A 22,077-nucleotide genomic window follows, 5' to 3' on the forward strand; every position below is an offset into this window, starting at 1 on the left:
TGCGGGCAGGGCGATCACACCGCGCCGAGCAGCACCGCGCCGTGGATGGCCGCCTGCCAGCCCAGGGCCACCCAGCGTATGTCCAGGGGCTGGACAAGAAGCGAATGCGGCAGGCTTTCGGCAATGCGCTGCTTGAGCGCCTGGCGGGGATAGGACTTCATGTCGACGATCCCGCCGCCGATCAGGATCGTCTGCGGGGAAAACAGGGCGGCGGCCGTTGCGATGGTCACCGCCTGCTGCCAGACGATCTCATCGAGCCATTCGCGCAACGACGGCGGCTGCCCGGTCGCCGAAAAAAGATCGGCCACCGGAATATCGTAGTCCGTCGCGAGTTCGACGAGCGTTGCCCCTGAGGCGTAGGTCTCAACCCGGTTTGGTGGTTCGCCATCGCCGGGTCGGTAGATCGGCATATGGCCGATTTCGAGCGCCCAGCCGCCACCCCTGAAAATGCCATCCTTGCCGAGATAGGCCGCACCGATGCCGGTGCCGAGATAGACCGCCAGCACCTCCTTTTGCCGCTTCACCGCGCCGGCAACGCTTTCGCCCAGCAATTGCAGCACGACGTCGCGTTCGAGCCGGACGGGAACGCCGAGTCGCGAAGCCAGTTCGGTGCCCAGCCGGATACCGTTCAGTTCGGGAATGTTGGCCGTGTGCAGCACCGTGTCGAAATCGCGGTCGATGAAGCCCGGCACGGTCGCAACGACGCGCGCGGGCTTGAAGCCGGCATCGCGGCAGGCCGCGGTGACCGCATCGGCCAACCCCGTCACGGGCGCGCCTTGGCGCAGCTGCGCCGTGGGGTAGGTGCGGGAAAACTCCACCGGGATGCCGCGGTCGGCGAAGCCAACCTTGACCGACGTGCCGCCGATCTCCACCACGGCGATCGTGTCATCCGTCGTATTGTCGGTCATGCGAGCGTTTCCAGAAATTCCGAAAGACAGGCGCGGAATTCCCGCCGGTAGGCTTCGCGATCCTGCGATTTGGCGGTGATGGTGCAAAACCGGGCCGACGGGATGAGCCCGGCCAGCGCCTGTGCGTCGGCCAGTCGATGGACGAGGTCATGGTCATGACCGATGACCAGGGTCGGAACCGTGATTGCTCGGATATCGGCCTCGCTGACGCCGGGACCGTCGCCGGCAATTGCCATCAGCAGCCTGCCGAACAGAACCGGATCCGGGCGAGTGAAGAAGCCTTGCAGGCTGGCGAGATTGTCCGGCGCCAGCCTGGCCAGTTCGGCTGATACAGGGCTTTCATCGAAGAGACGCATGGCATGCTCGGGCGAGTGGCGCATCAAGAGATCGCCGACCACGGCGTAGGGCTTCATATTGGCAGGGGCAGCCTGGGACACCCAGGCAGGCCGGGCGAGCACCAGCGCGCGCACGCGAGCCGGCTTGTGCACCGCCAGACGCAGCGCCAGCGCCGCGCCCATCGAGATACCGCCGACGACAGCTGGACCGATGCCGATAGCCTCGGCCAGCGCTTCGACGTCCTCGGAAAACGTCGCGATCGAAAGCCGCTCGAACGGCCCGTAGCCGGATCCGCCCTGGCCACGGCATTCGAGCGTCACCCGCCGTGTCTGCGGCAGGTCGGGAAACACGTCGGCGACCTGCGCTTCATCACCGCCAAGGCCATGCTGGAAGATGACGGGGAGGCCGGCGCCGACATCCCGGTAGGCAAGGTCGACGCCATCGCGGCTGAAGGTCCTTTTCACGCTTTTCCGCTTTCTTCGAGGACGCCGAGAAGGAAGGCACCGACATCCGGCGCCTCGGCTTCCGTCAGACCATGCGTGATCAAAGGACCGTCGAAGCCGGCGGCTCTCAGACGGCTAATGAAATGCGGGAAGTCGACCACGCCCTGTCCAGCGGCGGCAAAACTGCCATCGGCATGGCGGTCCTTGGCATGGGCCATGCCGATCTCTGCAGCCAGCAGATCGACGGCCTCGTCGATCAGGCGATGACGCTCGGCTTTGTCAGCCACTTCGAACAGGTTTGCCGGGTCGAGCACGATGCACAGGCGCGCGCTGTTCATCTCGTCGAGCAGGCGGCGGGCGGCCCGCGCGCTGGAAACGACATTGGCCAGTTCCGGTTCGATGCCAAGCTCGATGTCGAAGCGGTCGGCAATCGCGATCGCTGCTTCCATCTCCGTTCGAAGATCGCTCCAGGCGGCCTCGCTGGCGTTGTCGGGATGCCAGCGCCACTGATCCTGCGCATCCCTGGTGCCGGTGCACAGCGTGATGAGCCTGGTGCCCATATCCGCACATGACGCGGCGAGCACCTCAAGCCGGGCAAGACCTGACACACGAACCGAACGATCCGGATGGATCATGTTGTAGGTTCCCGAGATCGCGGCGATCGAAACGCCGGTTTCACCGCTCGCCACGGCGACGGATCGGGCCGCGCCGGGCTCGATGCTGTCCGGCATCGACGGCAGGCCAAGGCACGCCATGTTGAACTGCGCCGCCGCGTAGCCGGCATCCGCCACCGCGCGCAGCACCGGCAAGGCGCCGGTGGCGGCGAAGGTCTTGGCGAAAATCCCAAGCTGCATCAGACAACCCCGTCAACATCTGCGAGGTTGACGGCGCGGCCGCCGGCGGCAGCGGAGCGGGCGATTGCCGCCATTCCCCTGGCCGATGCGATGCCGTCATCGATGCCGGCGCCGACCATGGGCGCGCCGTTCAGCACGACATCGGCGAAGCCTTCGAGCTGGCGGCGATAAAAGTGACCGTCCGCGCCAAGCGTGCGATGCCAACTGCCATCGGCCTCGCGGAAAATGTCGACCTCGCTGCTCTTGTAGTACCAGGGGTTAAAGGTCTTCGCGAGGACGCTGCCGTTCTGGCCGTAGATCTGGAACCCTTCGTGCCAGTCCATGCGAACGGCGACCGTCAGGTCGAGATGGCCGACCGTACCGTCGGCGAAGATGGTGGTGACGAACCAGCAATAGGCGCCATAGCGCTCGGTGAGCCGGGCCTCAACCGCCTCGATCGGCCCATGCAGATGGCGGGCGGTATCGAGGAGATGGCTGCCATGCGCCAGCATGTAGTACTGGCGCAGATCCGCCTTGGGATTGACCGAAGGCTTGCGCGCCCTGGCGCTGGTGATGATGAGCGGCTGCACCGCATCGGTCATGGGATAGCGATGGGTGCTGTCGCAATACCAGCCTTTGAACGCCAGCCGATCGCCCATCTCGTCATCGACGAAGGCCTTTGCCGCCTGGATGCCCGGATCGAAGCGCTTCATATGGCCGACCTGGAGCACCTTGCCGCTCTTGTCGAGCGCGGCCCGCAAGCCCTCGACTTCCTCGACCGAAACACCCAGCGGCTTTTCGCAAAGCACATGCTTGCCGGCATCCAATGCCAGCTCCGCTGCCTTGACATGGAACGTATCCGATGTCGCGATGATGACGGCATCGAGGTCGGGATCGGCCAGCATCTGGCCATAATCGGCATAGGATTTTTCGGGCGCGAAAGTGGCCGCCATCCTGTCGCGCAGATCGTCGGCGACATCGCAGATGGCATAGAGATCGGCATTGCGCGCCTTGGTGCAGGACTCGAAATGCGCTGCCTGCGCAATCGGGCCACAGCCGAGCACCCCGACACGCAGCCGCTTTTCGTCTTTGCGAGGCATGGAATTTCTCCTGATTAGCGCGCGGCGAGGCCGCGAAGTTGAAATTGCGGATCGCCCGACAAAGCTGCCTGATGCAACAGACAGGCAGCGCCCAACGCCGGACCGTCCGCGCCGACGCGCGACAGTTCGATCCTGGGAACGGGATAGCCTTCGGCGAGGAAGTCCAGCAGGAAAGCTTCCACCTGTTCGGCGACAAAGGGATAAATTGCATTGACGGAGCCGGAGAGGATGATGCGTTCCGGCTGCAAGGTGCAGACGAGAGTCGCCAGGCCGCGGCCGAACCAAAGCGCCCAGTCGCGCGCAGTGGCGACGGCCGCCGGATCGCCGCCGGCAAGCGCTGCGACAAACTCATCCACACCGGCGCGCCGCCCGCTTATGTGGAGGTAGCGAGCGAGCAAAGCATCCTTGCCGACATAGGATTCCAGCCGGCCCGGGCGCTTGGCGTCGAAGACAAACCCTTCATCGCCGATGCGCAGATGCCCGATTTCGCCGGCGCCGCCGAGCCGGCCGCGATGCAGCCTGCCGGCATTGATGATGCCGCCGCCAACGCCGTTCTCGATCAGGATGACCAGCGCATCCTCATCATCCTTTCCCGGCTGCGCCCGGTATGTCTCGGCCACCGCGACGGCATTGGCATCGTTTTCCAGCAGGATTGGAAAATCGCCGCGAAAGGCGTTGCCCAGCAGCTCGGCCAGATTGACACCATGCCAGCCAAGGATGGTGGCATGGTATGAAATGCCGTCGGCAGCGGGGAAGCCGGGCACGGCGACGTTGAGCCCGTATGGACGCGCACCCTCAGGCAATTGCGACCGGATCTCGGCGACAAGTTCCCTAATGATGGCGACTGCGGCTTCAGGCGTGCTGCCGGGGCCGGCAAAGGCTCTCGAGGCGCTGGCACGCTGCGCGCCGGCAAGGTCGACAGCGACAGCGGCGATCCAGTTGACGCCGATATAGGCGCCAAGGAAGAAGCCGCCATTGCCTTCGATCTCGACCAGGATTCCGGGGCGGCCGACGCGGCCCTCGCCGTCTTGCTCGTCATCAGCTTCATCCGACCGCTCACGCGCCAGACCGGCTTCGGTCAGGCCGAGCACCAGGGCGCCGGTGGTCGACCGGGTCAGGCCGAGGTCGCGTGCCAGCGCTGCCCGGCTCAACGCGCCGGCACGAAACAGCGCCGCAAGGGCCCGCGTTTCATTCGGCCGAAGATCGGTCGATACCAGCACGCTTTCCTCCGTAATTTGTTTGATCGGTATACTAATTTACTTTCTATGCGGTTTGAAAGAGCCAAAATAGGGTGCGGTGCAACAAATATTTGGCGTTCCAAGCCTATTGACCCAAATTTCAAACGATGATTTGTATCCAAAAATTACAAATGGCATGGGGAGGATGCGATGCCGGTTCTAGCGCGTCTCGGTCGGCGGTTGGGCGCAATACGCGCAACTGATGGAGTTTCCCGTGCCGCGACGCGGCGCGCTCGGCTGGGGGGTTGCGAGCCGGTCCGCGAGACCGTTGCGCAACTGCCGCCCCTCGGTCATCGTCGGCTGCGCCGTTCGGCAGCCTCAAAGCTGACGCGCAATCCTAGACCGTGCGCTAAAATCGTTCCTCGTGATTCGGCCCGGGTCGGGCCTCAAAGCAAGGAACGGCATGAGCAAGGCTCTTAGTACATTCGCACTGGTTGCAGTATTCACCGCACTCCTCATGGCGCTTAGCCTGGCGGTCGCCAGGCACGGCTATCCCTATGGCGCGATTGGGGTGAGGCGGCTGGACGGCATTGCCGATGCCGGTTCGTTCCTGCCGCTCGCCGCCGTCTACTTCTTCAGTGCCATGCTGATGATGATCCTGCCGATCCGGGCCGCCGGGATCGTCCTCACCCATGCGGCGGATGCGCTGTTCTGGGCGGTGATCGCCCTGTTCGCCACCATTGTCGGTTGCCTCGTCGCCCGCTGGGCCTTCGGCCAAAGCAGCGTGCTGTGGGCGCTGGTCAACTGGCGCTTCCTGTTCGCCGCGGTCATCGTCGGCAGCCATTTCACCATGAACGAGCTGCGCCGCAACATCCTGCTTAGAAGCCTGTTCTTCGTCATCTTCGCAGCCGCGACGCTGGCCTGCCTGTTCTGGTCTTTTCCGACCTGACAAAGGCCCGCTTCATATCGTCCATTTTGAGGTCGCAGCTTTCGCAGCGGCGCGCCATCGGCTATCCAGTCCGCAGCCAGATTTCGGCCCTCACAGTGTCGTCATTTGTCTGATAAATGATTCAGGCATACGGCACCGCCAGTAAACAATTACAAGGAAACCGCGACATGACCCTGTTCCGCAAGAACCTGATCGATGGCGAGTGGGTCGGCGAAGCCGGCTCGCGCAACATCAACCCGTCTGATACCGGCGATGTCGTTGGCGAATATGCCTCGGCCGGCGCCGAACAGGCAAAGCAGGCGATTGCAGCGGCTAAGGCCGCTTTCCCGGCCTGGTCGCGCTCGGCGCCGCTCGCCCGTCACAGTGTGCTGAAGAAGGCGTCGGACGAGATCATGGCCCGCAAAGACGAGATCGGCCGCTCGCTGTCGCGCGAAGAAGGCAAGACGCTGGCCGAGGGTATTGGCGAGACCATCCGCGCCGCCCAGATCTTCGATTTCTTCGCCGGCGAGACGCTGCGCCTGTCGGGCGAGCTGGTGCCCAGCGTGCGGCCCGGCGTCGGCGTCGAGATCACCCGCGAAGCCGTCGGCGTGGTCGGCATCATCACGCCGTGGAATTTCCCGATCGCCATTCCCACCTGGAAGATCGCCCCGGCGCTCGCCCACGGCAACACCATCGTCTTCAAGCCGGCCGAACTCGTGCCGGAAAGCGCCTGGACCATTGTCGACATCCTGCATCGCGCCGGCCTGCCGAAAGGCGTGCTCAATCTGGTGATGGGCAAGGGCTCGGTGGTCGGCCAGGCCATGCTCGACAGCCCCGACCTCAACGCCATCACCTTCACAGGCTCGGTCGGCACCGGCAAACGCGTCGCCGCGGCCAGCGTCGAGCACATGCGCAAGTTCCAGCTCGAAATGGGCGGCAAGAACCCGCTCGTCGTGCTCGACGACGCCGACCTCGCCATAGCTGTCGATTGCGCCATCAATGGCGCCTATTTCTCGACCGGCCAGCGCTGCACGGCCTCGTCGCGCCTGGTGGTGACCGAAGGCATTCACGACCGCTTCGTCGCCGCACTCAAGGAGCGCCTGGACAAACTCGTCATCGGCGATGCGCTCGACGCCAAGACCCAGATCGGGCCTGTCGTCGATGCGAGCCAGCTGAAGCAGGACGAGGACTACATCGCCATCGGCAGCCAGGAGGGTGCCAACCTTGCTTTCGGCGGCGAGCGGCTCGATCGCGAAACGCCTGGCTTTTATCTCCGGCCGGCGCTGTTTACCGAGAGCACCAACGCCATGCGCATTTCGCGCGAGGAAATTTTCGGGCCGGTCGCCAACGTCATCCGCGTAAAGGACTATGACGAGGCGCTGGCGGTGGCCAACGACACCCCCTTCGGCCTGACCTCGGGCATCTGCACCTCAAGCCTCAAGCACGCCACGCATTTCCGGCGCAATTCTGAAGCCGGTATGGTGATGGTCAATCTGCCGACAGCCGGTGTCGATTTCCACGTCCCGTTCGGTGGCCGCAAGGGCTCGAGCTACGGCCCGCGCGAGCAGGGCCGCTATGCCGCGGAGTTCTACACCACGGTGAAGACAGCCTACACATTTGCCGGCTAATCGGCGGGCGAACCGATGACATCGGTGAGAGAGGAGCTGACCTGGCTCAACCCGCCGCCCCACCATGTGTTCGGCGACGACACGGTGCATGTACGCACCGGCAAGGAAACCGACTTCTGGCGCGAGACCTTCTACGGTTTCTGGCGTGACAATGGCCATTTCCTCTACCGGCCGGTCGAGGGTGACTTCAGTGCCGAGGTCACCGTGAAGGGCGACTACAAGGTGCTCTACGACCAGGCCGGGCTGATGCTGCGGCTGAGCGAAACGCACTGGATCAAGGCAGGCATCGAATACACCGACGGGCTGGCCTATTTTTCCGTTGTCGTCACCAACGACACCTCCGACTGGTCGCTGGTCAGCATTCCCCGCGATCCGAATGGCGTGCGCATCCGTCTGACCCGCCACGCCGAGGCGATCCGCATCCAGTATCTGGACTCCACCGATGGCCACTGGAAGCCGGTGCGGCTCGCCTATTTCCCGATCTCGAAATCTGTCGATGTCGGCATGATGTGCTGTTCGCCGCAACGCGAAGGTTTTGAAGTCACATTCTCCGGCTTTACCGTTGGCCCGCCGATTTCCAGGCAATTGCACGACTGACGGCTTGCCGAGGCCGGTCGGGTGTCGAATCGATCAGCGAAGTGGTTCGGCGTTGAACACCTTCTGGACGATTTGCCAGCGGCCGTTGAGGAAGAAGCACGACAGCAGGTCAGTCACCTCACGCGGAGGGATTCGAAGGCTGATCTTGAGCAGCGCCGTGTCGCGCACCAGGTTGATCGAGAGAATCTGGTCCTTGCGCTCGGCACCGGCTTCTCGCGGGGGCTTCAGCGTCCGAACGGTATCCAGCCACGCGGCTACAGGGATCACGACGACAGTCTCGTTTTCCCCTTTCCGCGTAACAAAAGCCGCCTCGTGGAAGATGGAAGCAAACTTGTCGGCGTCCATGTCATAGGCGGCATCGAAGTAGGTTTGAGCCAGAGCGGCCAACTTATCTATTCCCGGCAATTGGATGTCTGACGTGGTCATGATGGCTCCCTTCAGGTCTAGCAATGCGCTTGGTATAAGGGGTTCGGCGGCCGCGTTTAACCGGCCCGCCCTTACCAGCCTTGTTAGCTGAACTACTCAATCACGGGTGATCATGGACCCTGTCCTTCCCTCTGCTGGCGACTTCAACCAGCTCCGCGCGTTTGTCGCGGTGGCGGGCTCTCTCAATTTCAGTCGCGCTGCGGAAAAGCTCGGTGTGTCGTCTTCGGCCCTGAGCCAGATGGTCCGCGGGCTCGAAGAGCGCGTGGGCGTCAGCCTGTTCAATCGGACCACGCGAAGCGTCTCCCTGACCGAGGCCGGCGCCAAACTTTTCGCGCGCGTGAAGCCCGCCGTCGATCAGCTTGGCGAGGCTTTGGGCGAAACAAGCGAAAGCCGAGCCCACCCCGCCGGGACAGTGCGGATGCACTGCTTTCACAATGCCGCCAGCCTTTATTTGACGCCCATATTGCGGGCGTTCAGCGATGCCTATCCGCAGGTGATCCTCGACGTCACGCTCGACGACACCGTGGTGAACATCGTAGCCGAGGGCTATGACGTTGCTATCCGGCTCGGAGAGGTCATCGACAAGGATCTGATCGCGGTGAAACTCGGCCCCGACCTGCGACAGACCGCGGTCGCTTCACCCGACTATCTCGCGCGACGCGGGACGCCTGCTCACCCACGCGACCTGCTCTCCCACAGTTGCATCGGCTGGCGATGGCCTGGCCAGGCGACCCCGCACAAGTGGGAGTTCATGGCGGACGGCAAGTGGTTCGAGGTCGCCGTGGAAGGGCCCGTCATCTCGAGCCAGAAGGACTTTGGCGTGCAGGCAGCGGTCGCCGGGCTCGGCATCGCCTTCGCGAGCGAACAGCTGATCGATGCGCATATCGCCGAAGGGCGCCTCGTCCCGCTGCTCGAGGCCTGGTCGGCGCCCTTTCCTGGTTACTACCTCTGTTATCCGGCACAGCGGCAGATGGCGCCGGCGCTCCGCGCTCTCATCGATACCATCCGCCGGGGGACGCGGGGTCCGTCAGAGGCGACCAACTCCAGAGCTTAACTGTCCGCGCGATGCTGGAAAAACTGCAAAAACAGTTCCCGCTCGGTGGTGATGTCAAGCTTCTCGTAGATGCGGCGGCGATGGTTCTTCACCGTGCCGACTGTGATGCCGAGTCTTTCGGCGATGTTCGCCGTCGGATGTCCCGCCAGGATCAGCTGGACAAGTTCTCGCTCCCGCAGCGACAGTTCCGGCCACAGGCTCGCCGGGATGGTCGGCTCCTGCCGGGGCGAGGCGCCGGGGCCGGTCGGCGCCGAGGTGCGGGAGAACTCGGTGCCGCGCGCCTTGATGTCGAGCGCATGCAGGGCTTCGAACACCGGCAGCCGCTCATCCAACAGGGCGATCTCGCTGTCCTTGAACGATGAGGTCGAGCGGTCGAGGAAAATGCCCAGACACCAGTCGCCGCCATCGGCCAGCATGATGCCGACCTCGTCGCAGATTTCCGACTGCGCCAGGAAGCCGGCTATGTACTGGCCACGCTTGGCCTCGTCGTCGGCGAGCCGCTTCAGCGGCAGGATGCCCAGCCGGCGTTCTCGCCGCCATGAGGCGTAGAACGGGTCGAAGACGTAGTAATTATCGAGATAGCGCCGGACCATTTCGTCCGAGAAGCGCCGATGCTTGATGAATTCCGGCGTCTGCGTCGCCGAATAGCGCGTCACCGTGACCAGATCATGGTCGATGTCCGCGCCGATCAGGTCGATCAGGCAGTCGACATGCCTGTCCGTACTGGTGGCGGCGATCGCCTTTGCCAGCGGCCCCCAGATAGTGCTCATGCGCATGCCCTTTTCTCGGCGATGTCAGCCGCGCAGTCATTGTGTCTTTAGGCATATGGCGCGATCCGGCACCGAACCTCTAGCTTGCGGTCATTCTCGAAGAGGGAAGGCGACCCGTGGACCAGATCACCACCAACCCCATCGTTATCGGCATCGACGCCGGCGGCACCATGACCGACACCATCCTTGTCGATCAGGACGGCCACTTCAAGATCGGCAAATCGGCGACCACGCCGAAGGACGAGGCCGAAGGCTTCCTCGCCTCCGCCGAAGACGCGGCCGATGCCTGGGGCATCTCGCTGGAGACGCTCTTCTCCGGCGTCAACGTCGTGCTCTATTCCGGCACCGGCATGCTCAACACGCTGCTGTCGCGCACCGGCCGCAAGCTTGGCCTGATCACCACCAAGGGCCTGGAAGACATGATCCTGATGGGCCGCGGCCTGCAGGCCTGGGCCGACTATTCCTATGCCGATCGCCTGCATGCGGTCACCCACCACCATCCCGATCCGCTGGTGCCGCGCCGCCGCACCCACGGCGTCACCGAGCGCATCGACCAGTTCGGCGACATCGTGCTGCCGCTCTATGAGCATGAGGTCTCCGCCGCTGCGAAAAAACTGATCGCCGACAAGGTCGAGGCGATCTGCATCATGACCATCTTCTCGCACGTCAATCCGGTGCACGAACAGCGCATCGCCGAGATCTGCCGCGAGGAGGTGCAGAAGGCCGGCGCCGACATCCTGGTCTACACCAGCCACGAAGTCCGCCCGGTCATCCGCGAACAGTCGCGGCTGAACTCGGTTCTGATCGAGGCCTACGCCACATCGCGCGGCCGCAAGCAGCTTAGGGGTATCGAGGACGTCTCGAAGAAATACGGCTTCAAATACGGCGTGCAGACTTTGCTGTCCTTCGGCGGCCTGACCTCGATCAACCATCCGCGCCTGCACGAAACCATGATCTCCGGCCCGATCGGCGGCATTCTCGGCGCCGCCTATGTCGGCAAGCTCATCGGCAACGATTCGCTGATCTGCTCGGACATGGGCGGCACCTCCTTCGACATGGGCGTCATCTCGCGCGGCCAGACCCGGATCGAGAACGAGCCGCTGATGGACCGCTTCAAGCTCAACGTGCCGACGCTGCATCTCGACACGATCGGCGCCGGCGCCGGCATGATCCTCAAGGTCGACCCGCTGACCAAGAAGGTCTCGCTCGGGCCGGAAAGTGCGGGCTCGGATCCCGGTCCGATCTGCTTCGCCAAGGGCGGCACCGAACCCACCATCGCCGATTGCGACGCCATCCTCGGCCGTCTCAACCCGTATTATTTCCTCGGCGGCAAGGTCGTCCTGCAGGTCGAGAAGGCGCGCAAGGCGTTCGAGGAAAAATGCTCCAGCATCCTTGGCGTCGGCGTCGAAGAGGCAGCCGAAGGCATGATCGACATGCTGGAAGCCGACGCCAACAACGCCCTGCGCCGGGTCATTTCGGGCCAGGGCATCCACCCCTCCGAATTCACCCTGCTGTCCTATGGCGGCTCCGGGCCGCTGCATCTGGCCGGTTGCTCCAGGGGCATCGGCTTCAAGGACATCATCACCTTCCAGTTCGCCGCCGCCTTCTCCGCCTTCGGCTGCACCACCGCCGACTTCATGCGCCGGCATTCGGTATCGACACAGCACGACATCGGCGCACGGGCGAGCGATGACGAACTCCTCGCCTTCGGCAAAAAGGTCACCGCTGTCTGGAACGACCTGACCAAGGCTGCGGTCGACGAGATGATCGAGGACGGCCACGCCCGCGACAAGATCAAGACCGTGCCGTTCCTCATGATGCGCTACACCGGCCAGCTCGAGGACGTCGAGGTGATGGCGCCGCTCGCCGAGGTCAATTCGGCTGATGACATGCGTAAGGTCATCGACGAGTTCGAGGCGGTCTACGCCAAGGTCAACCACCGCGTCTCGCGCTATGGCGAGGCCGGCTTCACCATCACCGAACTTGGCCTCATTGCCACAGCCGACAAGGTCAAGCCGGTGCTGCTCAAGCGCCCGCTCGGCAAGTCGGATCCAGCATCGGCCCACAAGGGCGTGCGTGAAGCCTATATTGGCGGCCGCTGGCACAAGGCCAATCTCTACGAGATGGACCTGCTGCAGCCCGGCCACGAGGTCATCGGCCCGGCCATCATCGAACACCCGGCGACAACGCTCGTCGTTCACCCGCAAGACCGTGTCCATGTCGATGAATGGACGCTGCTGCACTACACCCACGCTTGAGAAGGGCGAACGCCATGCTGGACAAACCCGCCTCCACCCTGCGCCTCCGCGAACGGCTGATCGAATCCGAACGGCTCATGGAAGAGACCGGCTGCTATGACGGCATCACGGAACTCCATCTGCGCAACCAGGATCCGCTGAAATTCGAGACCCTGCACACCAAGCTGCGCGCCTATTGTGTCTCGGCCCGCGAAATGGCCCGCCGCATCTCGGCCTCGCCCGGCGTGCGCGAGGTCGGCGAGATGGTGGTCGCCATCTACACACCGGAGGGCGACGCCATCGCGCTCTCCAACGGCATCATGGTCCACGTCCACACGATGAGCCGCTTCATCAAATGGATGATCAAGAACAACTACGAGGAAAACCCGAAGATCCGCGAAGGCGATATCTTCGCCAACAACGACGCCTTCATCGGCACCGTGCAGGTGCCTGATGTGATGGACGTGGTGCCGATCTTCCATGAAGGCACGCTGGTTGGCTGGGCAGGGGCTGTCTGCCACGAGCTGGAAGCCGGCGGCATCACGCCTGGTGGTGACGTCTGTCTCGCACAGGAACGCTTTACCGAAGGCCTGTTCGTCTGCGCCGAAAAGATCGGCGAGAATGACGAGATCCGCCGCGACTACGTCATCCGCTGCGAGCGCAATCTGCGCATGCCGATCTACTGGGTGCTCGACGAGAAGGCCAAGGTCGCCTCCTGCATCGACATGCGCGAAAGCGTCAAGCAGCTGATCTCCGAGATTGGCCTCGACTATTGGATGAAGGTGTCGAAGGAGTTCATCGAGGAAGGCCGCCGCGCCCAGCTCGCCCGCACCCGCCAGCTCACCGTGCCCGGCATCTATCGCGGCCACACCTTCTACGGCCACGTCACCGCCGGCAAACCCGGCTTCCAGCTGCTCGGCGATCCCGACTGGCTCTACAACATCCCGATCGAGATGGAGATCACCACCGACGGCAAGATCACCATGGACTTCGAGGGCACGCAGCCCTGGGGCTACCATTCGATGAATTGCACGCCGGCCGGAATGGATGGCGGCATGTTCGTCACCTTGACCCAGCACATGAATTTCGAAGGCTTGGTCAATGATGGCGCCTGGATGGCGACCGAGCTGAAACTGCCGCATGGCACATGGACCAACCCCGACAACGAGATGGTGGCGACCGCCACCTCATGGGCGCTGCTGCTGCCGGCCTATGGTGTGTTCCAGAGGCTTTTGTCGCGCGGCTTCGTCGCCCGCGGCTTCGTCGAGGAAGCCTTCGTCGGCCAGGTCAACAGCCCGATGATCGAGATGGGGGGCGAAAGCCAGTACGGCACGCCGTTCGGCATGGCGCATTTCGAATGCGCCGCCGCCGGCTCCGGCGCGCTCGCCATCGCCGATGGCCTCGACACCGCCTATGTCGGCTGGAACCCGGAATCGGACATGGGCAATATCGAGGTCTGGGAACAGTCCATGCCGATGGTCTATATCGGCCGCTCGATCGTCCCCAACTCCGGCGGCGCCGGCAAATATCGCGGCGGCTGCTCCTTCGTCTCGACCTGGCTGATCAGCAAGACCTCGCACCTTCGTCTGCACACTTCGGAGCACTCCTCGCGGGTGTTCGACAATGGCGGCATGTGCGGCGGCTATCCGGCGCCGACCTGCCAGAAGCATCGCGCCGTGCGCAACTCCAACATCCATGAACTGGCGGCCAAAGGCGAACCGCTGGCGCATGCGCCCGGCATCGACCCGCATGTCTCCGACTATGAGAAGAACATCGCCGGCGAACATGTTGTGGTCGAGGGCCCCTACATCACCTCGCCGCACAAGTCCGGTGACATCTTCAGCCATTCCTACAATGGCGGCGGCGGTTACGGCGACGTGCTGGAGCGCGATCCGATCAAGACCGCATGGGATGTCGAGAACGGTTACCTCACCCGCGAAGCGGCGATCCAGGTTTTTGGCATCGTGCTGAAGGACGACGCCGACGGTTATCCCCTTGCCGATATCGATGCCACCGTCGAACGCCGCGCCGCCATGCGCAAGCAGCGTCTGGCCAAGGCTATCCCGGTTTCGGACTGGATCGACGCCGAGCGAAGCCGCGTCGAGAAAGCCGACTTCGCGCCGGAAGTGAAGAAAATGTATGCCAGCGCGATCAAGCTTTCGTCGCGCTTCACCAAAGATTTCAGTGAGTTCTGGACCGTCGACGCCAAATCGATCTTCATGCCGGGAGCAAAGCCATGACCTCATACAGCAAGGAAGTCCTCGGCGATCTGGCCGCCGGCAAGCTGCCCTGGCCGCAGACAAGGCGCATCATGAGCGCCTACAAGGATGATGACCGCTTCTTCAAGATGGTCGCCGTCTATCAGGACCGTGTCGTCTGGAAGGATCCGATCCTGCTGCCGGTCTCGGATCACCTCTTCATTTGCCAGAGCGGCGACAAGCGGATCACCCGCTGCGAATGCGGCCATTCCTTCGGCGACTATCGCAAGAACTGGAAGCTGAAGGCCGCGATCATCGTGCGCAACACCGAGGAGGCGCTGCGCGAAATCTACCCCAACAGCGATATCCCCGATCCGCAATGGATGGAAATTCGCGAGTTCATCTGCCCGCAATGCGGCACCATGCACGAGGTCGAAGCGGCGGCACCCGGCTATCCGATCGTACACGATTTCGAGCCGGATCTAGAAGGCTTCTATCGCGAATGGCTGGGCAAACCGCTCTAGTGATGTCGTGGCCGGCGCCGCAGGCAAGGTAGCGTGCGTTGCCGGGCTGGGTCTAAGACTATCGCATCAGATTTCGGCGTCGGAGATCCATTGCCTATGACAGACCTTTCCGGCCGCAGCGCCATCGTCACCGGCGGGTTTTCCGGCATGGGCTTCGCCATTGCCACGGCACTGGCTGAGGCCGGCGCCAATGTCGCCGTCGGCTCCTACATCGCGCCCGCCGGCGCGGACAGATCCGATGCCGCCTACTATCCGGGCGCCGACGAGATCGAGCGTGTGCGCTCCGCCCTATCGGCCCATGGCACCAGGGTCCACGCGGCGCATCTCGATGTCCGCGATAGCGAGATCACCAACCGGTTTGCGACCGACGCAGAAGCCGCTATCGGCCCGACCGACATACTGGTCAACGCTGCCGGCACCACCGCCGAACAGCCTGTCTGCGGTCATTCCGATGCGCTGTGGGACAAGATCGTCGACACCAACCTGACCGGCGCTTTCCGCGTCACCCGAGCCGTGCTGCCCGGCATGATCGAGCGCGGCTGGGGCCGCATCGTCAATATAGGTTCGACGGCGGCCACCGTCGGCTGGAAGGACAACCCGGCCTACTGCGCCTCCAAGGCCGGCCTTCTCGGCCTCACCCGCTGCGTGGCGCTGGAAGGGGCGGCACATGGCGTCACCTGCGTCATGATCAGCCCGACCTGGGTCGAGACCGAACTGATGCGCCGCAACGTGGCGCAGGTTGTCGAGCGCGAGGGCAAGGGCCGCACGGCCGAGGAAGCGATGGCCGAGATCGCCAAGGGCAATCCGCAGCAGCGCTTGCTGCAGCCGCAGGAGATTGCGGCCCTGACCGTCTTCCTGTGTTCGGACCTCGCCAAGGGCATCACCATGGAAAACATCCAGATCACCGGCGGAGCGCTGTGGTAGCGGCCTGATCTTGCGCGATGCTGCATTCGCGCCATCTGGCTATTGCATGGTTGTTCTGGCCGGCGCACTTGCCCCGTGACAACTTTTCCATTGAGTGACAGGCGATACAGGTTATATTGCACTGCACAATGATTGCCCGTAGATCGGGCTCCGGCAAAGGCAGCGGTCGCGTGCGGCCGCCGGCGAGCGTCACGCCCGAGGCCGACGCGGAAAAGCCAGCTCATGGGCGCTTATGCGCGGCTGAAAGGCGGCGTGCCCAGTTGGAAGGCGCAGGAATGAGAAATCCGGTACGGATATGAAGATTCCGAAATCCATTCTGATCGATCCGGAACGCAACAAGGCCTATGCCGCCTTCGCCGTTGCCGTGTCGGTCTTTGCCTTCGCCTATTCCACCAATTTCGGCAAGATCCTGATCCTTGCCTATTATCTGGTGTGGCTGCCGCTGCTGTTCGTCGACTACCGGCGCTTCACGCGCGATCTTTCCGGCATCTGGCTGCCGCTTGTCTTCGTGACCTATATCTGCCTCTCGGTCTTCTGGTCGCAAGCGGCCGGCACCAGTGCGCGGGCAGGGCTGCAATATTTCTCGCACATCCTGTGCGCCTACGTCGCCGCGCGCACCATAAGCGTGCGCACGCTGGTGCTGGGCTCGCTGATCGGCATCTTCGTCGTGCTGCTTTATTCGCTGAGGGTCGGCGGCTATGCGCTCGACACCATCGACGGCACCACCAATTTCGTCGGCGCCTTCGGCTCCAAGAACCAGGTCGGCTTCTTCGCCTCGCTGGGCATCTTCTTTTGCCTTGCCTTTCTCGTCTTTTACCGGCGCAACTGGATGAGTTTCGTGTGGACCGCGCCGATCATGCTGTTGTCGGTCTACATGCTGGCGATTGCCCATTCGGCGACCTCGGTCGCTTCGCTGCCGGCGGTGATCGGCATCGTTGCCTTGCTCACCATGAGCAAAATCCTGTCGCGCGCCTATCGGCGCGTCATGTTTGTCGTCGGCGCCGTCGCACTTGTCTCGGGTGTGGTGGCCGCGCTCAACCTCGGCCTGCTCGACTTCGTGCTCGGCATCTTCGGTAAGGATTCGACGCTGACCGGCCGCACCTATCTCTGGGAACAGGGCTGGCTGGCGGCGCAGCAGCATCCAGTGCTCGGCTATGGCTACGCCGCCTACTGGATACAGGGCTTTGCCGATCCGGAACGGCTCTGGGCGGAGTTTTACATCTCGACCCGCACCGGCTTCCATTTCCACAACACCTATATCGAGACGTTGGTCGAGCTTGGCTTTATCGGCATGACCATACTGGCGCTGATCATCCTGCGCTCCTTCTGGGGCCATGTCTCGAAAGTGGTGTTCGGCGATTGGAGTGCCGATTCGGTGGTGCTTGCCGGGGCGGTCGGCTTGATGCTGATCCGCTCCTTCTTCGAGGTCGAGATACTCGGCCCCTATTTCACGGCCTCGTTCATCGTCTATTACGGCCTGTTCAAGCTGCGCCCGGTGCCGGTGGTCCGGGCAAGGCGGGCCTATGCTCCCGTGCAGGACGAGAAGGCCGCCGGCGGCCGCATGCCGGCACGAGTCTGACAGGTCAGCCGCACAATAGATTCTTGCGAAGAGGGCCCCCCACCCTGACCCTCCCCACAAGGGGGAGGGACCGCTGCCGCGCGCCTTTGCCGATCAGGTTCAGCTGAACGCGCTAATGGAAGTCTCCCTCCCCCTTGTGGGGAGGGATTAAGGGTGGGGGTACTCGTAGGGCGAAAGCCTCCGCTATATGCGGCCGTCCTGGAGGATCAGGCGACGGCCCGCTTGCGCTGCATCAGGCGCTGCAGGAAGCGGCGCAACGGTTCGTCATAGATGCGCGTGGCGATGTCGGCGATGACGATGACCGCAGCCGCCATGACGATGCCGAACCAGGGATGATGCGCGAACGGGTCGATCGAGGCGGCCTTGCCTGCGCCGGCGATGATCATCAGCATCGGCGTGTGGATGATGTAGATCGGGTAGGAAATCCGCCCGAGCCAGCCATAGAGGCCTGACAGGCGGGGTGCCGTCGGCGCTATGGCACCGATCACCACCAGGGCCGGGAAGATGAAGACGACACAGGCAAGATCGTAGGCGATGCGCGCGTCGCCGGCCGGTGCGATGGCGAAGACGACAAGCGTCAGGGGGATCGCAGCCTCGACCCACCAGCCGCGCCGCAGCAAGCCGAGCCCGCTTTGGTAGCGCGCCATGGATCGGCAAAGCAGCACGCCGAGAAAGAAGGAGAAACAGACGCGCGGCAATCCGCTGACGATGGTCTTGCCAGTCATGCCGAAGTCGAGCGTGCCGGCAACGATCGAGGCGACCACCAGCAGCGCCAGGCTGACGGCGATGAGGACTGTCAGCACGCGCTTCGACAGCAGGAAAAAGACAGCGACATAGGCGATGTTGACGATCAGTTCGAAGAACAGCGACCACGACGCCGGATTGAGCGGAAAGATCGTGTGATAGGCATCGCTGACCAGCGGGATGAAGAACATGCCGGTCGTCAGCATCGTGCCGATCTCCGAGAGGGGCATGTATTCCGCCGGGATCAGCCGGTTCTTGACCAGCAAATAGAAGAAGCCGAGCAACGTGCCGGCAAGGTAGAGCGGGTAGAGGCGGATCAGGCGGATCGCCACGAACGTGCCGAAGCCCATGCCGTTTTCGATCTTGCGGTCATAAGCATGCGCGATGACGAAACCGCTGAGCAGGAAGAACAGATCGACCGCGAGATAGCTCGACGGCAGCACCTTGCCGGCGGCCAGGAACGGCGAGAAATGGTAGAGCATCACGCTGATCGCCGCCACGCCGCGGATGGCGTCGAGATTGAGGTAGACATGGCGCGGGGCGGCGGGCTGCATTGTATGCCTTCAAGCGATCCAGATAGAATTGCTCGCCCGCGCCTGGGCGCGAACGAGCCGAAATTGTTCCTCCCGCCTCCGCCGTGCCGGGCTCACGGAACAAGCCCTGCGCGAAACTACTGGCTGGCCGTCGGCGCCAGCTTCACCTTGATGACGTCGCCCGGCAGCACCGGCGTGTCTTCCTTGGCCTCGATCTCGCTCGTCTTGCCGTCGGCAACGCGCACCAGCGAGTAGAGAAGCGTCGGCTCCTCACCGCTTGTGATGGCGGCGGTCGTGGCGGGATCCGATGCCTGGGTTATCAGCCCTTTCTGCATGCCCACCCTGAGCGCCGCCTCGTTCAGGTCGGCTTCGACCTGCTGACGGCTGGAGGCAAGGTTCGAATTCAAGGTGTTCTGGGCATCAATGGCATCCTGCGACGCCTTGCTGATCGACTGCTTGGCGGTCAGGATGGCCGTCTCGTAGTCGAGAATCTGGCCTTGCAGATTGGCGACGGACTGCTCCGAGCTCAGTACACGCGTGTTGACGACCAGGCCCTTCTGCACCAGCGGGCTGATGCTTTCGAGCTGTTGCTTGGCAAGGTCGACCTGCCGCTGCTGGTTGACGATCTTCTTCTGCAGCGCTTCGATTTCGGCCTGCAGGACCCCCTTCAATTCGTCGAGCGCCTGCAGCTTCAGCTTCAGCGCCTTCTGATCGGCCGTCAGGATCTGCATCTCGTCGGCGACGATGGCTGGCAAGCGCGGATCGCCCTCGACCTCCTTCGGCACGTCGAAACTAGCCTTGCCGGCGAGATCCGCATCGATGCGGGCACGCTTGACGATCAGCCGCACGCGCTGGTCGTCATAGATATCGAAATTGCCCTTGGCGGTGACCAGGTCCTTGCCGATCTGCGGGCCATAGTCGGCGTTGCGCCGGATCCCACCGGCGATGCTGACCGCCTTGAGCACGGTCAGCTCGGGCACATAGGGAAACTGGCCAGGCGTCTGGATCTCGCCCGAGATGTAGAACGGCCGGAACTGCACCATTTCCACCGAGGCTTCCGGCTTGTCCGACAGGGCAAGCTTGCGCTGCAGGGCAACGCTGATGGCGGCCGCAACCTCCGACGTGGTCTTGCCGGCGGCCGGCAATTCGCCGACGAACGGCACCGACAAATTGCCGGCCGGGCCGACCGAATATTCGCCGTTCACCGCCGCCCAGTCACGGAACGTGCCTTCGACGGTCTGCCATTCGGCGATGCGGATGTTGAGCTTGTCCTGCGAGCCGAGTCGGTACTCGTCGGCCATGGCCGGTACCGTGAGCGACAGAGCGAGGCATGTGGCGACGAGCCGTGCTGGCCGCATCGGGCCGGCAAGGCGAAAATAGGCTGACATATCTGTTTTCAACTGAACGTTTCCGATCCGTTTTGGCCCCATCCGCCCGATAGGCCTGCTGCCGAATGCCGGTTAAGCACCTCGACTGCAATGCAAGGCCGGCCCATCGCCGAATGGCTTTGGGCCGGATTGGCTTCGGGCCGGACCGGCCCGATTGCTGACCAGTTGCGGTCGGTCAGTAGGAACCGCGCGACATCCACACCGCAGGCACAGTCTTGAGGATGATGCGAACGTCTTCGAACAGCGACCAGTTCTCGACATAGTGACGGTCGAACGCGACGCGGCTGTCATAGGAGACATCGTTGCGTCCGCTGACCTGCCAGAGCCCGGTCAGGCCCGGCCGCGACTTCAAATAGTAGACCGCGGCGCTGCCATAGATCTCAAGCTCGTCGCGCACCACGGGCCGAGGCCCGACCAGGCTCATGTCGCCCTGCAGGATGTTGATGATCTGCGGCAGCTCATCGAGGCTGAGCTTGCGCAGAACGGCGCCGACGCGGGTGACGCGCGGATCGTTCTTCAGCTTGCGGGTCGCGATCCATTCGGCGTTGGCTTCCGGGTTGGCCGCGAGATAAGCCGTCAGCACGCGTTCGCCGTCTTCGACCATGGTGCGGAACTTGAGGCAGGGGAAGATCCGCCCGCCGCGTCCGATTCGCTTGTGTCCGTAGAAGATCGAGCCACCGTCGGAAAGCTTGACCAGAAGGGCCACCATCAGGAACAGTGGGCTGAGCGCCACCAGGCCGACAAGTGAACCGAAAATATCGAAACTGCGCTTTAGCAGCCCGCCGATCGGTGGCGGAAAATCTACGCCGACCTGCGAAAATGCCGCATTGGCCGACTTGGCAACGTCCCTCATGCAAAAGCTCCATACGTTGAACGGATGGTTTATGTCACGATATCAAAAAAATGCTGCAGCGCAACACACAATTTCCTATACGAGTGAAATAGTCACGTCATGAATTGACTAAATAATAAACGCGCCCTGCCCAAATTTTGCCCTTTATGGCAAGTTTGTGACGAATAAGTAGCAACGGTAGGAAATGTAATGCCTTTTTCCGGCCCGTTTTGGGCGAATCGTCCTTCGCCCCAGAGGGAATGGCTTTAACTCGGTTTCGAATCACTCGTTTTGCTAGATTAATCAAATAAAATACTAATCAAGATTGTAGATTCTACTGAAGTAAGAATCGTTTGACGAGTTAGGCCACCACCCCTGCGTGTGCATCGCAGCATGGCAGAGTCCAACGCCATTGCGGATTGAAAATTGTCGCCGGTTGCCCTTGCCGCCAGTTTCGCGCCTTAATAGAGTCGCAAATTATTTCTGTTAGAGTCTGAATGGGTTGGGAAGGCCGGAAGCAACCGGCCGAAAAAGAGCAGCTGAATAAGCTCGCATGGCGAATGGGGAGATACTCGGGTGGGTAAGTCATCGCTTTTGCATGCTCGGGCCGGTTGACGGGCCGCCGATCATGTCATTACCAAAATTCGTCATCGGAATGGTTTTCGCCCTCGCGATCGTGGTCGCGTGGTCGTACTTCGACGGCGCGTCGCTCTCCACAACGGTGCTTCGCGTCATCGGCTGTGCTGTCCTCATCCAGATAGGTTATTTCCTGCTGGTCTATGTGATGATCGCCAGGAGCGCGCCGACATCGGCTGACAGGGCTCGAGACGCCGAACGAAGCCTCGGCGCGGAAAAGGCGTCCGAAGGCGAGAAACTCTCGGCCAGGCGCAGCGTGCATTGAACACAGGCCGAGGTCG

Annotated in this window: 20 protein-coding genes; 10 read left to right on the plus strand and 10 right to left on the minus strand. The window is 62.9% G+C overall.

Features of this window, described 5'->3' with window-relative positions:
- Positions 1-14 precede the first annotated feature (14 nt).
- Genes AC04SG_RS12060 through AC04SG_RS12080 form a run of 5 tightly spaced genes read right to left on the minus strand, consistent with a single transcriptional unit; the run spans position 15 to position 4,840 of the window.
- Positions 15-908: an ROK family protein gene (locus AC04SG_RS12060; RefSeq protein ID WP_488551200.1), complete on the minus strand. Its 894-nt coding sequence runs from the start codon at positions 906-908 to the stop codon at positions 15-17.
- Positions 905-1,708, minus strand: coding sequence for an alpha/beta fold hydrolase (locus tag AC04SG_RS12065; RefSeq protein WP_488551201.1), 804 nt, complete (start codon positions 1,706-1,708; stop codon positions 905-907). Before AC04SG_RS12065 ends, AC04SG_RS12060 begins: the two co-directional genes overlap by 4 nt.
- On the minus strand, positions 1,705-2,541 hold the full coding sequence (locus AC04SG_RS12070; RefSeq protein ID WP_488551202.1) for a sugar phosphate isomerase/epimerase family protein: 837 nt from the start codon (positions 2,539-2,541) through the stop codon (positions 1,705-1,707). The genes AC04SG_RS12065 and AC04SG_RS12070 overlap by 4 nt, the downstream gene beginning before the upstream one ends.
- Entirely contained in the window at positions 2,541-3,620 is a 1,080-nt protein-coding gene (locus AC04SG_RS12075) for a Gfo/Idh/MocA family protein (RefSeq protein ID WP_488551203.1), read from the minus strand. The genes AC04SG_RS12070 and AC04SG_RS12075 overlap by 1 nt, the downstream gene beginning before the upstream one ends.
- Positions 3,621-3,634: 14 nt before the next feature.
- The gene (locus AC04SG_RS12080) at positions 3,635-4,840 is read right to left on the minus strand and encodes an ROK family transcriptional regulator (protein ID WP_488551204.1); all 1,206 of its coding nucleotides are present in this window, start codon (positions 4,838-4,840) and stop codon (positions 3,635-3,637) included.
- A 421-nt stretch (positions 4,841-5,261) separates the two neighbouring features.
- Between AC04SG_RS12080 and AC04SG_RS12085 the strand changes: the two genes are divergently transcribed.
- From AC04SG_RS12085 to AC04SG_RS12095, 3 genes are all read left to right on the plus strand, one after another.
- A complete protein-coding gene (locus AC04SG_RS12085) occupies positions 5,262-5,747 on the plus strand; it encodes a hypothetical protein (protein WP_488551205.1) in 486 nt (161 codons plus the stop codon).
- A gap of 167 nt (positions 5,748-5,914) precedes the next feature.
- Positions 5,915-7,354 carry an aldehyde dehydrogenase family protein gene (locus AC04SG_RS12090; protein WP_192249448.1) on the plus strand — a complete coding sequence of 480 codons (1,440 nt, stop codon included), beginning with the start codon at positions 5,915-5,917 and terminating at the stop codon, positions 7,352-7,354.
- A 15-nt stretch (positions 7,355-7,369) separates the two neighbouring features.
- Positions 7,370-7,951: a DUF1349 domain-containing protein gene (locus tag AC04SG_RS12095; protein ID WP_488551206.1), complete on the plus strand. Its 582-nt coding sequence runs from the start codon at positions 7,370-7,372 to the stop codon at positions 7,949-7,951.
- A gap of 33 nt (positions 7,952-7,984) precedes the next feature.
- Here the strand turns inward: AC04SG_RS12095 and AC04SG_RS12100 are convergent, their stop codons facing one another.
- Positions 7,985-8,377, minus strand: a complete 393-nt coding sequence (locus AC04SG_RS12100) for a nuclear transport factor 2 family protein (RefSeq protein WP_488551207.1) — start codon at positions 8,375-8,377, stop codon at positions 7,985-7,987.
- Between the two features lie 112 nt (positions 8,378-8,489).
- On the opposite strand from AC04SG_RS12100, the gene AC04SG_RS12105 reads away from it, so the two are divergent.
- Positions 8,490-9,431, plus strand: a complete 942-nt coding sequence (locus tag AC04SG_RS12105; protein ID WP_488551208.1) for a LysR family transcriptional regulator — start codon at positions 8,490-8,492, stop codon at positions 9,429-9,431.
- Here the strand turns inward: AC04SG_RS12105 and AC04SG_RS12110 are convergent.
- Complete coding sequence (locus tag AC04SG_RS12110; protein WP_488551209.1) at positions 9,428-10,207, minus strand: helix-turn-helix transcriptional regulator; 780 nt, start codon at positions 10,205-10,207, stop codon at positions 9,428-9,430. The genes AC04SG_RS12105 and AC04SG_RS12110 overlap by 4 nt on opposite strands.
- A gap of 110 nt (positions 10,208-10,317) precedes the next feature.
- Between AC04SG_RS12110 and AC04SG_RS12115 the strand changes: the two genes are divergently transcribed.
- From AC04SG_RS12115 to AC04SG_RS12135, 5 genes are all read left to right on the plus strand, one after another.
- Positions 10,318-12,459, plus strand: a complete 2,142-nt coding sequence (locus tag AC04SG_RS12115) for a hydantoinase/oxoprolinase family protein (protein WP_488551210.1) — start codon at positions 10,318-10,320, stop codon at positions 12,457-12,459.
- A 14-nt stretch (positions 12,460-12,473) separates the two neighbouring features.
- Positions 12,474-14,678 carry a hydantoinase B/oxoprolinase family protein gene (locus AC04SG_RS12120; RefSeq protein ID WP_488551211.1) on the plus strand — a complete coding sequence of 735 codons (2,205 nt, stop codon included), beginning with the start codon at positions 12,474-12,476 and terminating at the stop codon, positions 14,676-14,678.
- The gene (locus AC04SG_RS12125) at positions 14,675-15,160 is read left to right on the plus strand and encodes an acetone carboxylase subunit gamma (protein ID WP_488551212.1); all 486 of its coding nucleotides are present in this window, start codon (positions 14,675-14,677) and stop codon (positions 15,158-15,160) included. Before AC04SG_RS12120 ends, AC04SG_RS12125 begins: the two co-directional genes overlap by 4 nt.
- Before the next feature lie 96 nt (positions 15,161-15,256).
- The gene (locus AC04SG_RS12130) at positions 15,257-16,084 is read left to right on the plus strand and encodes an SDR family NAD(P)-dependent oxidoreductase (protein WP_488551213.1); all 828 of its coding nucleotides are present in this window, start codon (positions 15,257-15,259) and stop codon (positions 16,082-16,084) included.
- 295 nt (positions 16,085-16,379) lie between these two features.
- Positions 16,380-17,663, plus strand: a complete 1,284-nt coding sequence (locus AC04SG_RS12135; RefSeq protein WP_488551214.1) for an O-antigen ligase family protein — start codon at positions 16,380-16,382, stop codon at positions 17,661-17,663.
- Between the two features lie 206 nt (positions 17,664-17,869).
- On the opposite strand, the gene AC04SG_RS12140 is transcribed toward AC04SG_RS12135, so the two are convergent.
- The 3 genes from AC04SG_RS12140 to AC04SG_RS12150 all read right to left on the minus strand — a co-directional run bounded on the left by AC04SG_RS12140 (position 17,870) and on the right by AC04SG_RS12150 (position 21,181).
- Complete coding sequence (locus AC04SG_RS12140) at positions 17,870-18,961, minus strand: acyltransferase family protein (RefSeq protein WP_488551215.1); 1,092 nt, start codon at positions 18,959-18,961, stop codon at positions 17,870-17,872.
- 116 nt (positions 18,962-19,077) lie between these two features.
- The gene (locus AC04SG_RS12145) at positions 19,078-20,328 is read right to left on the minus strand and encodes a polysaccharide biosynthesis/export family protein (protein WP_488551216.1); all 1,251 of its coding nucleotides are present in this window, start codon (positions 20,326-20,328) and stop codon (positions 19,078-19,080) included.
- A 175-nt stretch (positions 20,329-20,503) separates the two neighbouring features.
- A complete protein-coding gene (locus AC04SG_RS12150; protein ID WP_112560555.1) occupies positions 20,504-21,181 on the minus strand; it encodes a sugar transferase in 678 nt (225 codons plus the stop codon).
- Positions 21,182-21,788: 607 nt separating this feature from the next.
- On the opposite strand from AC04SG_RS12150, the gene AC04SG_RS12155 reads away from it, so the two are divergent.
- Positions 21,789-22,061 carry an exopolysaccharide production repressor protein gene (locus AC04SG_RS12155; RefSeq protein ID WP_488551217.1) on the plus strand — a complete coding sequence of 91 codons (273 nt, stop codon included), beginning with the start codon at positions 21,789-21,791 and terminating at the stop codon, positions 22,059-22,061.
- Positions 22,062-22,077: the final 16 nt, after the last annotated feature.

It is taken from the genome of Mesorhizobium sp. CNPSo 4684, from assembly GCF_057784315.1.

Bases quoted from the DNA above. Each gene is read 5' to 3' on its own strand.
- AC04SG_RS12105 (WP_488551208.1), top strand. From the start codon at position 8,490: ATGGACCCTGTCCTTCCCTCTGCTGGCGACTTCAACCAGCTCCGCGCG.
- AC04SG_RS12125 (WP_488551212.1), top strand. From the start codon at position 14,675: ATGACCTCATACAGCAAGGAAGTCCTCGGCGATCTGGCCGCCGGCAAG.
- AC04SG_RS12150 (WP_112560555.1), bottom strand. From the start codon at position 21,181: ATGAGGGACGTTGCCAAGTCGGCCAATGCGGCATTTTCGCAGGTCGGC.
- AC04SG_RS12085 (WP_488551205.1), top strand. From the start codon at position 5,262: ATGAGCAAGGCTCTTAGTACATTCGCACTGGTTGCAGTATTCACCGCA.
- AC04SG_RS12075 (WP_488551203.1), bottom strand. From the start codon at position 3,620: ATGCCTCGCAAAGACGAAAAGCGGCTGCGTGTCGGGGTGCTCGGCTGT.
- AC04SG_RS12135 (WP_488551214.1), top strand. From the start codon at position 16,380: ATGAAGATTCCGAAATCCATTCTGATCGATCCGGAACGCAACAAGGCC.
- AC04SG_RS12060 (WP_488551200.1), bottom strand. From the start codon at position 908: ATGACCGACAATACGACGGATGACACGATCGCCGTGGTGGAGATCGGC.
- AC04SG_RS12100 (WP_488551207.1), bottom strand. From the start codon at position 8,377: ATGACCACGTCAGACATCCAATTGCCGGGAATAGATAAGTTGGCCGCT.
- AC04SG_RS12110 (WP_488551209.1), bottom strand. From the start codon at position 10,207: ATGCGCATGAGCACTATCTGGGGGCCGCTGGCAAAGGCGATCGCCGCC.
- AC04SG_RS12120 (WP_488551211.1), top strand. From the start codon at position 12,474: ATGCTGGACAAACCCGCCTCCACCCTGCGCCTCCGCGAACGGCTGATC.
- AC04SG_RS12095 (WP_488551206.1), top strand. From the start codon at position 7,370: ATGACATCGGTGAGAGAGGAGCTGACCTGGCTCAACCCGCCGCCCCAC.
- AC04SG_RS12155 (WP_488551217.1), top strand. From the start codon at position 21,789: ATGTCATTACCAAAATTCGTCATCGGAATGGTTTTCGCCCTCGCGATC.
- AC04SG_RS12145 (WP_488551216.1), bottom strand. From the start codon at position 20,328: ATGTCAGCCTATTTTCGCCTTGCCGGCCCGATGCGGCCAGCACGGCTC.
- AC04SG_RS12090 (WP_192249448.1), top strand. From the start codon at position 5,915: ATGACCCTGTTCCGCAAGAACCTGATCGATGGCGAGTGGGTCGGCGAA.
- AC04SG_RS12140 (WP_488551215.1), bottom strand. From the start codon at position 18,961: ATGCAGCCCGCCGCCCCGCGCCATGTCTACCTCAATCTCGACGCCATC.
- AC04SG_RS12130 (WP_488551213.1), top strand. From the start codon at position 15,257: ATGACAGACCTTTCCGGCCGCAGCGCCATCGTCACCGGCGGGTTTTCC.
- AC04SG_RS12070 (WP_488551202.1), bottom strand. From the start codon at position 2,541: ATGCAGCTTGGGATTTTCGCCAAGACCTTCGCCGCCACCGGCGCCTTG.